This is a genomic window from Lysinibacillus telephonicus (assembly GCF_003966145.1).
GTDB lineage: Bacteria > Bacillota > Bacilli > Bacillales_A > Planococcaceae > Ureibacillus > Ureibacillus telephonicus.
In genome coordinates this window covers 1-11,091 of the sequence record NZ_RXNR01000100.1, presented here as the reverse complement: position 1 = coordinate 11,091, position 11,091 = coordinate 1, and the positions used below count along the sequence as shown (strand labels likewise).

Below are 11,091 nucleotides of genomic sequence, written 5' to 3'. Positions count from 1 at the left end.
CGACACTTTAACAGTAGAGTGACTTGGGGTGGCTGGCAAGTCTATTTTTTTGCACTAAAAAAGTGCTAGACTCTGTACAAATTCGTTGCACTAGTCTGCACTTTTATTATGCAATACACAATTGTATACTCCTAATGACGTAAATCTTCTTCTAAAATGAAAATTTAAGTATTCAGTTAGCTCTATGATTATATATTTCAATGTTGTATAAAGCAGGGAAGGGGGAGTGACTGTTGACAGCAAATAAGCAAGGACCTTTTACAAGCCTTACTTATTTTCTTTATTTTTTATGTTTTCTAAAACCTGATTACCAGCGCGAGTAATATGCTTTTCCAATATATCGCAAACTAATTGATGATCATTGTTTTTAATCGCTTCTACCATTGCTTTATGTTCCTGTTTTGACACTTCAATTTGGTCTGGAAGTAAGTGTGGAGTTTGTTGGGGGAATCCAGTCCATAAGTTTTTTATGAAGGAATTTAATTTTTCCCACGGACAATCTTTAATTAAAAGATTGTGGAACATAATATTTAACTCGACAAATTTACTTATTTCTTTTGTTTGATCCATTTCCTCAATTAAGTTTTCTAGTTTTTGTATAATATTGGAATTAATAAATTTTAAACTTTCTTTTACAGCTAAAGTCTCGAACTTCGAACGAAGAAAGTAGAGTTCTTCAAGTTCCTTCAGTGAAAATTCCCTAACAATTGCTCCTTTGTGGGGTTCTAATGTGACATAACCTTCTGCCTCCAATTGCTTGATTGCTTCACGTATAGGCATGCGGCTTACTCCTAGAGACTTTGCTAATTCATCTTGAATTAAACGTTCTCCTGGTTGAAATTCACCTTTTATAATCGCTTCTCGAAGTACACGACAGATTTTTACAGGTATAGTTTCTAAATCATGTGCGTCTAATTTTAAATTCATTGACATATCTTGTTGCCTCCATAAAGTATCTTTGATATTGGATATAATATTTAATCAATTTAATTTTATCATCAACTTTAAATTAAAAAAATTATAAAAATTTTATTGAATTAAATATTGGATACAATATATAATATTCGGTAAATAGGGGGTGCTTTTTTGGCTTTACAATCGTATTTATTTGTACCAGGGGCAAAAGAACAAGTAATAAAGAAAGCGATTACATCTGATGCAGATATTGTCATTATTGATTTAGAAGACGCAGTTGCTGAAGATGAAAAAGAAAATGCAAGGCAATTATTATTAACTATCAATAAAGAAGTTAATATTCAGCAAAGGGAATTATGCGTTAGAATAAATGGAATAGATTCAGAACATTGGAAACCCGATTTAGAAGCGGTATATAAAGCTAATATTAACAGTGTTATGTTACCTAAGTGTGAATCTAAAGAAGACATTGAACAGTTAACTCGTTTTGCTGAGGAAAAATGCACTTTAAATTTTTCAATAATTCCGTTAATTGAAAGTGCTAAAGGGGTTTTAAATGCTTATGAAATAGCGAAATCACATCATTCTATACAACGTTTAGCATTTGGTTCTGTTGATTACTCATTAGATATCGGTGTAGAACTATCAAAAGAAGAAACTGAACTTTTATTTGCAAGATCAATGTTAATTAATTCTTCAGCTGCCGCTGGTATCGAAAGCCCAATAGATTGTCCTTATATTGATTTTAATAACGAGGAAGGATTTATCGAGACAGTTATAAATGCTAAAAAATTAGGGATGAAAGCTAAACTATTAATTCATCCAAAGCAAATTGAATTACTACATAAATTATATCAGCATTCAGAAGAAGAAATTAATCAGTCTAAAACTATTGTTCAATTATTTGAAGAAGCCTTGTTAAATGGTAAAGCGGCTATATCTTATGAGGGGAAAATGATTGATTACCCGGTCTATAAACAGGCTAAAAGAATATTATCAAGACAAAATAAGATCGGGAATAATAATTGACAACTGCTAACATTTTGAATAGAACAGTGTGAAATCAATGCCGGTTTACATCTACTGCATAATTCTATTTGGTGGGTATGGAAGGAGGCATTTTGAATTGGTGGAATATTTAAGAGAAGAGTAAGTACAATATTTTATTCTCAAACAATGGAAAAGGGGATCTGCAATGAGAGTAATTCATTATCGAGATATTGTTAGTAAAGTTGCCGACATGTGCCAATCTGCCAACTACGATTTAGGGGAAGATGTAATAGAGGCTTTCCAAAACGCAAAGCAAACTGAAAAATCTGACACAGGCAAGATGATTATCAATCAATTGTTAGATAATGCAGCATTAGCGACAAAAAACCGTGTTCCGATGTGTCAAGATACAGGTGTTGCAGTATTTATCGTAGAGTTAGGCCAGGACTGTCATATTGTTGATGGAAGTTTAATAGATGCTATTAATGAAGGAGTTGCCCAAGGGTATCAAACAGGCTTTTTAAGAAGTTCAATTATTAATCATCCGTTAACAAGACAGAAAACGGAAATGTATAATGCCCCAGCAGTTGTGCATATCGAGATAGTTCCAGGAGACCAGCTAGTGTTGCATATGAGTGCAAAAGGTGGAGGAGCTGAAAATATGAGTACGCTTAAGATGTTAAAGCCATCAGATGGATTAGAAGGCGTGAAACAATTTATCCTTGAAACTGTCAAAGTAGCCGGTCCTAATGCCTGCCCACCATTAGTAGTAGGAATTGGAATAGGTGGGAATTTTGAACGTTGTGCCTATTTAGCGAAAAAATCTCTTTTTAGACCTATAGGTGTTCGGAGTCAATTATCCGATATTGCCCAGTTAGAGGAAGAGCTTATTAAAGAGATTAATAGGCTAGGAATTGGGCCACAAGGAATGGGAGGATCAACAACAGCATTAGATGTAAAGATTGAAATTGAGCCTTGTCATATTGCTGCTTTACCTGTAGCGGTCAACTTAAATTGTCATGCTAGCAGACATAAAGAAGCTGTTCTGTAGGGGGGACTTCGAATGCCAATTCATATAACTGCACCACTTACTGCAGAGATAATAGAAAATTTAAAGGCTGGAGATGCAGTTTTACTAAGCGGAACAATTTATACTGCGCGAGATGCGGCACATAAAAGAATGTATGAAGCGTGTCTAGCAGGAAAAGCTTTACCTTTTGATATTACTAATCAAGTAATTTATTACGTAGGACCTACACCGGCGAAAGACAATCAAGTCATTGGCTCAGCAGGTCCAACTACAAGTGAAAGAATGGATAAGTATACACCTACCTTACTTGACTTGGGTTTGAAGGGGATGATTGGTAAGGGGTATAGAAGCGATGAGGTTAAGAGTTCCATTAAAAATAATAGAGCGATTTATTTTGCAGCAATTGGGGGATCAGCGGCATTAATTGCCCAATGCATAAAACGTGTTGAGGTAGTTGCTTATGAAGATTTAGGAACTGAAGCGATTCGTAAATTAGAAGTAGAAAATATGCCTTTAATCGTCATTAATGATGCAACTGGGCAAGACTACTATGAATTAGGTGTTGCAGCATTCAGAGAAGCTGAGGAGATTAATTGAAAATATAGATGTTTATACGAAATTGAATAAGTAAAAGGTGATATTTATTCGAAAATTAAATGAAAGAATTATAGATGAGATTACCGATTCCTTTAATGATTTAGACTATGCAAATCTAGCAAGCTGGCTAGAAGCCTATAAAAAGATTAAAACAAGACCGTATCATTTATTAGGACACTTTTTAAATATTAGCTGGTTGGACCAGACTAGCGCAAAAATGTTATTAGGAACGAACAATAGCAATCGTTATGGAAATGCCCATGGAGGTGCCCTGTACACACTTGCAGATGTAGTAATTGCTGAAGATATCATGCATCGGTTAGGTGATAATCTGGATGTATTTACCCTTGAACTGAAAATGAATTATATTCGTAAGGCAAAAGGAAATTATGTTGTTGGGAAATCTGAAATTTTGCACCTAGGGAGTAGGACGGCAGTCGCGGAATGCTCAATATACAACGAGAATAATAACTTAGTGGCAAAAGCTTTTGGAACATTTTTTATCGATTCTAAATAGAGGAGTGGAGGGGTGCGTATGTTACCGTTAGAGGGAATCACAGTAATTAGTTTAGAGCAGGCAGTCGCTGCACCTTTTGCAAGCAGGCAATTAGCAGATTTAGGTGCAAGAGTGATAAAAGTAGAGAGACCCGAAGTTGGTGATTTTGCGAGAAATTATGATACGACTGTTCATGGACAATCAAGCCATTTTGTTTGGACTAATCGATCAAAAGAATCAATTGCAATTGATTTAAAAACCGAACAAGGGAAAGAGATATTAAAAAAATTATTAAAGAAAGCTGATGTTTTTATTCAAAACTTAGCACCAGGGGCTATTGAACGATTAGGATTTGACCCCGAAGAGTTAACAAAGAAGTTTCCTCAATTAATTATTTGTAGTATTTCTGGTTATGGAAATAGTGGGCCTTATCGAGATAAAAAGGCATATGATTTATTAATTCAGTGTGAGGCAGGATTAGTGTCAATTACGGGGACTGGAGACACTCCCTCTAAAGCTGGTATATCCATTGCTGATATTAGCGCAGGAATGTATGCATATAGTGGAATTTTAACAGCATTAATACAACGTCAACATACAGGCAAGGGCTCCATTTTAAATATTTCTATGCTGGAAGCGCTGGGAGAGTGGATGGGGTATCCAATGTATTACGCAGCATACGGTGGAGAAGAACCACCTCGTACAGGTGCGAGTCATGCAACCATCTATCCTTATGGTCCCTTCCGATGTGGTGACGGAAAATCAGTTTTCTTGGGAATACAAAATGAAAGAGAATGGAAAAGATTTTGTTGCGAAGTATTAGAAAATCCTACATTAGCCAACGATGAAAAATATGATAGTAATTTTAAACGCAATCAGCATAAAGAAGAATTGAAAAAGTTAATAGAAAATGAATTTAATAACATCACCACAGAAATATTAACTTCACGTTTAGATCATGCTCAAATAGCAAATGCTCGTTTAAATGATATGAGTTCATTCTTCAATCATCCTCAATTAAATTCTCGTAACAGATGGAGAGAAGTAGACACACCTAATGGTCCGATTAAAGCACTTCTACCTCCAGCAACAATTAGTGGGATAGAGCCGGTAATGGGGGCTATACCGAGGGTTGGAGAGCATACGGAAAAAATATTAGAAGAGTTAAACATAACTATAAACCAATAAATATTAAAGGGGTGTATTTAAATGAATAACAATAAGCAAATTAAATCAGGTTGGAAAGGTCGTTTTTATGAAGATTTTGAAGTAGGTGACATTTATCCGCATCCACTTGGCAGAACAGTTACACAAGTTGATAACATCTGGTTTACATTATTAACTCAAAATACAAATCCAATTCATTTTGACGAATTTTACTCAGCTCAAACAGAATTCGGTAGACCTTTAGTTGACTCAACGTTTACAGTTGCGTTAGTAACAGGACAATCAGTAACTGATATTTCTCAAAATGTTATGGCTAACCTTGGCTGGGATGAAATTCGTTTACCAAATCCGGTATTTGAAGGGGATACAATTTATTCTTACAGCGAGTTATTAGAAAAGCGTGAATCAAAATCTCGCCCAAATGTAGGGATTATTAAAGTTAAAACCTATGGATATAATCAAGAGGGTAAAATAGTTATAGAGTTTTTAAGAACGATGATGGTTTATAAGCGAGATCATGCACCTGATGCTGCAAATGAACTATTGCAGAAGGTATTAGACAAAGATTCTAAAAACTAAAATTGGATACAATATTAAATATTTAATGGTGGGGGATGGTAAATATGACAACTAAGGTTAAAGTGGATACCGAATCTTTACGTAATGAAGTGAGAGAATTATGTTCGACATTTACTAACGACTATTGGAAGCAACTTGATATAGAGCGAGAATATCCATATGAATTTGTAAACGCTTTAACAAAAGCGGGCTATTTGTCAGTACTTATTCCTGAAGAGTACGGCGGTAAAGGTTATGGCATTACAGAGGCGAGCATTATTCTAGAGGAAATACATCGTTCAGGAGGGCACGCAGCTGCATGCCATGCACAGATGTATACAATGGGTGCATTATTAAAACACGGTTCAAAAGAGCAAAAACAAAAATATTTGCCTGGTATTGCTGCTGGTGAAATCAGATTTCAAGCGTTTTCAGTAACAGAGCCACAGGCAGGTTCCAATACATCTGCAATTGAAACATTTGCAGAAAAAACTAAAGATGGTTATATCATCAACGGACATAAAAACTGGACTAGTCGGGTATTACAAACAGATTTATTAATGTTATTAGCACGTACAACTCCAATTGACCAAGTAGGTGAAAAGAAATCACAGGGATTAAGTTTATTTTTAATTGACCTACGTGAAATTCGCGAAAAACAGCCTAGTGCATTCAAATCGGAAAAAGTACGTACAATGTTTAACTACGCGACAAATCAAGTATGGTATGAAAAAATGAAAGTTCCTTTTGATAGCTTAATTGGAGAAGAGGGAAAAGGCTTCAAATATGTATTAGATGGGATGAATGCAGAGCGTATTTTATTATCCGCTGAAGCAATTGGAGACGCGTACTTCTTTATTGATCAAGCTGTACGTTATGCGAATGAACGGATAGTATTTAATCGTCCAATTGGTCAAAATCAAGGGGTTCAATTCCCAATCGCCCGTGCATATGCGTCTGTAAAAGCGGCGGATGCACTGCGTTATGAGGCAGCTCGTAAATTTGATGCGAATGAGAAATGTGGGGAAGAAGCAAATATGGCGAAGCTTCTTACTTCAGAGGCAAGCTGGGAGGCAGCGAATGTTTGTATTAATACATTTGGTGGTTATGGTTTTGTAGATGAATACCATATTGAGCGTAAATTCCGTGAAACTCGTATGTATCAAGTAGCCCCTGTAAACAACAATATGATTCTTGCCTTCTTAGGTCAAAATGTTTTGGGGATGCCAAAATCCTATTAATTTGAATAAATTTTAAAAATTTATCTGCCAAACAAAAAAACTTCAAGTCGCTCTAAAAAGGAGCAACTTGAAGTTTTTTAATAATCTTTATCCGTAAAGAAAATTGCGATTGTACCGGGCCCTGAATGAGCTCCGATAGCCGCACCAATTGTAGTAATGACAAAAGCCTTTGGATGTAGATGTTGTTGTATTAATGATTGAACTTCCTGTACAAACTCTAAATCATCTCCATGGCTAATTCCAACCGTTTTGGCTGAAAAGTCTCCACCACGTTCTGCCATAATTTCAATCATTCTATTTATGGCTTTTTTACGGCCTCGTATTTTTTCTAGAGGAATTAATTTTCCGTCCTCTACATGTAAAATTGGTTTAATACTTAATAATCCACCGATAAATGCACTTGACTTAGAAAGTCTACCTCCGCGGGCTAAATAATCCAGATTTTCTACTGTGAATAGATGAGTCATATGTTCTGCCATATTGCTGATGTGGGAAGCCAAATCATCAAGCGACAGCCCTTCATTGCGAAGTCTAACTGCTTCTTTTACAAGGAGGCCATGACCTAATGAAGCGCATTTTGAATCGATAATTTTTAGTTTAAATTGAGGATATTGCTCGCGTACTTGTGAAGCAATCATTACTGCCGTGTTATATGTACCCGACAAATTAGATGAAAAGGCAATATATAACCCTTCCTCGTTATTTTTTGCTAATTCCTCAAAATGTGTTAAAAACACTTCTGGAGAGACTTGCGAAGTTTTCGGGACAGCTCCTTGACGCATTCCGTCATAAACGGATTTTGGGTCAATATCTATAATATCGTTGTAATTTTTATTATTAAAATCAACCCTTAGCGAAAATAATTGCACATCCTCCTCATCAAAAAATTCTTTTGGCAAGTCACAGCCACTGTCTGTAAATAATTTCACTTTCAATACCTCCTTTTGAACGATTATGCAGTTCATTCTATGGTGAGGTTATGAGGAAATACGAGTACTTCCAATCATATCGTCCTTATAATTTTAGTCTTTCTATTAAAATTTTGGCTATACCATCTTCATTGTTGCTCAAAGTTACTTCATTGGCAATGTTTTTTAAATCAGCAATTCCATTTGACATTGCTACGCCGATTCCAGCATAGTCAATCATTTCCAAATCGTTATCTTCATCACCAAAAGCGATAATTCGTTCACGAGGTATATTCATATCCTTTGCAACAAGAGAAATACCTACAGCTTTGTTCAACCCTTTGCGAACAATTTCAATAATATGGAATGGTGTACCCCAGCGACGATGTTCAATAAGTTCTGCGTGAACATTTTCTAAATGATCACGAATCAGGGGGACATTAGATTCTTCAGCGTGAATAAGCAAGCTTGTAGGATCTTCATTTAGGTTATTTCTTAAATTTCCGATTGTCACCTTAGGATCGCCCATTTTAAAAATGTCCATCATTGCTTTATCCTCAACATGTATAAATACATCATCCATAACTTCTGCAATTAAGTTTTCGTATTGATATTTATCTACGGAGTCTACAACATCGTATACAACGCTTAAATCAATTGGAGTATGCACTGTTTCCCACGTTTTACTTTTTGGATGGTGAACAAGTGCACCATTAAAGTTTACGATAGGAGTTGATAACATCAATTCGTTGTAATACAACTGACTAGCTCGATATGGGCGGCCAGTCGCAATCATCACCTGATGTCCAGCTTCTTTTGCTTTGAATAATGTTGTTTTTGTCTTTTCAGAAATTTTTTGATCATCTGTTAATAAAGTGCCGTCTAAATCTAATACGATTAAATGTTGTTTCATTAAGGAATTCTCCTTTCTCTATCTTTCTGATTTTATCCTTCTGGATAAATTTAGTCAAAATTTTGTATTTTGCATTTCTCCATTCAGCAAAAAATTTTAACCAGTGATAAGATATACTATGATTAGTCTTTTCTACAATAGATGAAAATATTAGCTAAAAGAACTTTTCAACAAAAATTATTCAGTTATAACTAGGTAAACTAGAGGAGTGGATGAAAATGCATGTTCAAGATGATATGTGGCAAGGTATTCCGTTATTACATGTTTATGATAATGACATGGATGAACATACGCCTGTTATTATTTTTCTACATGGTTTTTTAAGTGCAAAAGAGCATAATTTGCATTATGCATATCAACTAATTAAAAAAGGTGTTCGTGTCATTATGCCGGATGCACACCTACACGGAAGCCGAACGGAAAACCTTTCTGAAATGAAAATGAATATGCATTTTTGGGAAATTGTTGTGAAAACGATTAAAGAAGTGCAGAAAATATATGAAGAATTGCAACTGAGAGGCATGTTAGCTTCAAATAATATTGGTGTAGCAGGAACCTCTATGGGTGGAATCGCCACTTCTGGCTGTTTGAAAAAATATGATTGGATCCAGGCTGCTGTAATTTGTATGGGTGCACCAGGTTATATTGAGCTGGCAAATTATCAAATTGATCAATTTAAATCGTTGGGAGTAGAGCTTCCGATAACAAATGAACAAAAGCAACAAATTGAGAGCACTTTAGCCGAATTTGATATAACAAAAGATCCAAATCGCTTTAACAATCGACCTGTTCTATTTTGGCATGGACATAAAGATGAGACTGTACCATTTAAAAATACATATCATTTTTATCAGCAATTGAGTTCATACTATGAGCAAAAACCAGAGCGTTTGAAATTTATCGAATCGCCAAAAGATGGGCATAAAGTTCCGAGAGAAGGTGTGCTTGCAATAACAGAGTGGATTTCTCAACATTTGGCATAAGTTATTTCGTTTGATATGATATGGTTAACAACATAAAGAAAGGGGAAACAAAAATGGCAATTAGTGAAGAAATGAAAGAAAGTATTTTAGGTGCCTTAGAAAATGTAATTGATCCTGAGTTAGGTATTGATATTGTAAACTTAGGTTTAGTATATGATGTTGATTTAAATGAAGAGGGCTTAGCTACAATTACAATGACGTTAACTTCATTAGGCTGTCCACTTGGCCCAGTCATAGTTGATCAGGTGAAGACAGCACTAAGTGAACTGCCAGAGGTTAAAGATGTAGAAGTAAATATCGTTTGGCAGCCTGCTTGGTCAAAAGATATGATGTCACGCTATGCAAAAATGGCATTAGGCATTCGATAAAAAATCGTATGTCTAAAAATGTTTTGGAAACCACCACTTTTAAGAGAAATCATGAAGTTTGTGTGACCACTACAGAGCATTTAAATATAGCTTAAAAAAGGAAGCTTTTCGGAATCTTGAAAAGCTTCCTTTTATTATTTCTCTTGTCGTTTATAAAAAAGATCGATTAAAACTCCTGTTTAAGCAGGAGTTTTTCCTATTCTACAAGGGTCAAATTTTAACGACCATTTAGTGGAAGATAAAAAACTGTTATAAAAGCAGTTAATTTATTTTTATAAATGAATACCTTGCATTATTAAGTAATATAAATTATAACATATATAGGAGGTGTAAAATTTGGAAGTAAATAAAGAGGTTTTAAAAGGTCATATTGATACGATAATCCTTTCGCTTTTACATAGTAGGGATATGTACGGATATGAGTTAGCAAAATTAGTTCGGGAAAAAAGCGAAGAACAATTCGAATTAAAAGAAGGTACACTTTACTTATCATTAAAGAGGTTAGAAAAAAATAAATGGATCTCATCTTACTGGGGTGACGAACAAGGCCCAGGAGGAAGAAGAAAATATTATAAACTTACACCTTTAGGAGAAGTTGGTTTTGAAGAAAAACGTTCGGAATGGCAGTTTGTAAAAAAAATTATTGATTCTTTTTTAGAAGGGGGAGAAAAAGAGTGAAGAAAATAGAATCATATGTTGATGGGGTTTATAGTAGTGTCGGTGGGAATAAGAAAGAAATTGAAGAATTAAAGGCAGAGATGAAAAGTCATTTGATAGAGGCTGTTCACGAGCTAAAAGCAGAAGTGTATTTCGCAAGTAAAAATTGAGCCATTTATTAATTAAAAACTGAGCCACTTAAACCTGACTATTTTCCAACCATTCCTTTGTGTCTAATATTCGATAAGATGGTCCTACCATGTCTACC

General features: G+C 35.0%; 14 protein-coding genes. 11 read left to right on the top strand and 3 right to left on the bottom strand.

Annotation, left to right across the window (positions count from 1 at the left end; all coding sequences use genetic code 11):
- Positions 1 to 267 precede the first annotated feature (267 nt).
- On the bottom strand, positions 268 to 933 hold the full coding sequence (locus tag EKG35_RS19415) for a GntR family transcriptional regulator (protein WP_246020503.1): 666 nt from the start codon (positions 931 to 933) through the stop codon (positions 268 to 270).
- 153 nt (positions 934 to 1,086) lie between these two features.
- Here EKG35_RS19415 and EKG35_RS19410 point away from each other — a divergent pair, with 153 nt between their 5' ends.
- The 7 genes from EKG35_RS19410 to EKG35_RS19380 all read left to right on the top strand — a co-directional run bounded on the left by EKG35_RS19410 (position 1,087) and on the right by EKG35_RS19380 (position 6,994).
- Entirely contained in the window at positions 1,087 to 1,944 is an 858-nt protein-coding gene (locus EKG35_RS19410; RefSeq protein ID WP_185807829.1) for an HpcH/HpaI aldolase/citrate lyase family protein, read from the top strand.
- 166 nt (positions 1,945 to 2,110) lie between these two features.
- Positions 2,111 to 2,956 (top strand): fumarate hydratase, encoded by an 846-nt coding sequence (locus EKG35_RS19405; RefSeq protein WP_126296191.1) that lies wholly within the window; start codon positions 2,111 to 2,113, stop codon positions 2,954 to 2,956.
- A gap of 12 nt (positions 2,957 to 2,968) precedes the next feature.
- Complete coding sequence (locus EKG35_RS19400; protein ID WP_126296190.1) at positions 2,969 to 3,532, top strand: Fe-S-containing hydro-lyase; 564 nt, start codon at positions 2,969 to 2,971, stop codon at positions 3,530 to 3,532.
- 37 nt (positions 3,533 to 3,569) lie between these two features.
- Positions 3,570 to 4,049 (top strand): PaaI family thioesterase, encoded by a 480-nt coding sequence (locus EKG35_RS19395; protein ID WP_126296189.1) that lies wholly within the window; start codon positions 3,570 to 3,572, stop codon positions 4,047 to 4,049.
- 18 nt (positions 4,050 to 4,067) lie between these two features.
- The gene (locus EKG35_RS19390) at positions 4,068 to 5,216 is read left to right on the top strand and encodes a CaiB/BaiF CoA transferase family protein (protein ID WP_126296188.1); all 1,149 of its coding nucleotides are present in this window, start codon (positions 4,068 to 4,070) and stop codon (positions 5,214 to 5,216) included.
- 21 nt (positions 5,217 to 5,237) lie between these two features.
- On the top strand, positions 5,238 to 5,774 hold the full coding sequence (locus tag EKG35_RS19385) for a MaoC family dehydratase (RefSeq protein ID WP_126296187.1): 537 nt from the start codon (positions 5,238 to 5,240) through the stop codon (positions 5,772 to 5,774).
- 44 nt (positions 5,775 to 5,818) lie between these two features.
- The gene (locus EKG35_RS19380; protein WP_221766343.1) at positions 5,819 to 6,994 is read left to right on the top strand and encodes an acyl-CoA dehydrogenase family protein; all 1,176 of its coding nucleotides are present in this window, start codon (positions 5,819 to 5,821) and stop codon (positions 6,992 to 6,994) included.
- 77 nt (positions 6,995 to 7,071) lie between these two features.
- Here the strand turns inward: EKG35_RS19380 and EKG35_RS19375 are convergent, their stop codons facing one another.
- Together EKG35_RS19375 and EKG35_RS19370 are read right to left on the bottom strand one after the other, a co-directional pair.
- On the bottom strand, positions 7,072 to 7,923 hold the full coding sequence (locus EKG35_RS19375) for a DegV family protein (protein ID WP_126296185.1): 852 nt from the start codon (positions 7,921 to 7,923) through the stop codon (positions 7,072 to 7,074).
- 85 nt (positions 7,924 to 8,008) lie between these two features.
- Positions 8,009 to 8,815 carry a Cof-type HAD-IIB family hydrolase gene (locus EKG35_RS19370; protein WP_126296184.1) on the bottom strand — a complete coding sequence of 269 codons (807 nt, stop codon included), beginning with the start codon at positions 8,813 to 8,815 and terminating at the stop codon, positions 8,009 to 8,011.
- A gap of 218 nt (positions 8,816 to 9,033) precedes the next feature.
- Between EKG35_RS19370 and EKG35_RS19365 the strand changes: the two genes are divergently transcribed.
- The 4 genes from EKG35_RS19365 (at position 9,034) to EKG35_RS21090 (ending at position 10,993) form a co-directional block, all read left to right on the top strand.
- Positions 9,034 to 9,798 (top strand): prolyl oligopeptidase family serine peptidase, encoded by a 765-nt coding sequence (locus tag EKG35_RS19365; RefSeq protein ID WP_126296183.1) that lies wholly within the window; start codon positions 9,034 to 9,036, stop codon positions 9,796 to 9,798.
- A gap of 53 nt (positions 9,799 to 9,851) precedes the next feature.
- Positions 9,852 to 10,166, top strand: a complete 315-nt coding sequence (locus tag EKG35_RS19360) for a metal-sulfur cluster assembly factor (protein WP_126296182.1) — start codon at positions 9,852 to 9,854, stop codon at positions 10,164 to 10,166.
- 336 nt (positions 10,167 to 10,502) lie between these two features.
- The gene (locus EKG35_RS19355; RefSeq protein ID WP_126296181.1) at positions 10,503 to 10,844 is read left to right on the top strand and encodes a PadR family transcriptional regulator; all 342 of its coding nucleotides are present in this window, start codon (positions 10,503 to 10,505) and stop codon (positions 10,842 to 10,844) included.
- Positions 10,841 to 10,993 (top strand): hypothetical protein, encoded by a 153-nt coding sequence (locus EKG35_RS21090; RefSeq protein WP_185807831.1) that lies wholly within the window; start codon positions 10,841 to 10,843, stop codon positions 10,991 to 10,993. The genes EKG35_RS19355 and EKG35_RS21090 overlap by 4 nt, the downstream gene beginning before the upstream one ends.
- The last annotated feature ends 98 nt before the right edge of the window (positions 10,994 to 11,091 follow it).

What these genes read in the sequence shown, in the direction of transcription:
- EKG35_RS19415 (WP_246020503.1), bottom strand. Translation starts at nt 933, where the DNA reads ATGTCAATGAATTTAAAATTAGACGCACATGATTTAGAAACTATACCT.
- EKG35_RS19405 (WP_126296191.1), top strand. Translation starts at nt 2,111, where the DNA reads ATGAGAGTAATTCATTATCGAGATATTGTTAGTAAAGTTGCCGACATG.
- EKG35_RS19400 (WP_126296190.1), top strand. Translation starts at nt 2,969, where the DNA reads ATGCCAATTCATATAACTGCACCACTTACTGCAGAGATAATAGAAAAT.
- EKG35_RS19390 (WP_126296188.1), top strand. Translation starts at nt 4,068, where the DNA reads ATGTTACCGTTAGAGGGAATCACAGTAATTAGTTTAGAGCAGGCAGTC.
- EKG35_RS19385 (WP_126296187.1), top strand. Translation starts at nt 5,238, where the DNA reads ATGAATAACAATAAGCAAATTAAATCAGGTTGGAAAGGTCGTTTTTAT.
- EKG35_RS19380 (WP_221766343.1), top strand. Translation starts at nt 5,819, where the DNA reads ATGACAACTAAGGTTAAAGTGGATACCGAATCTTTACGTAATGAAGTG.
- EKG35_RS19370 (WP_126296184.1), bottom strand. Translation starts at nt 8,815, where the DNA reads ATGAAACAACATTTAATCGTATTAGATTTAGACGGCACTTTATTAACA.
- EKG35_RS19365 (WP_126296183.1), top strand. Translation starts at nt 9,034, where the DNA reads ATGCATGTTCAAGATGATATGTGGCAAGGTATTCCGTTATTACATGTT.
- EKG35_RS19360 (WP_126296182.1), top strand. Translation starts at nt 9,852, where the DNA reads ATGGCAATTAGTGAAGAAATGAAAGAAAGTATTTTAGGTGCCTTAGAA.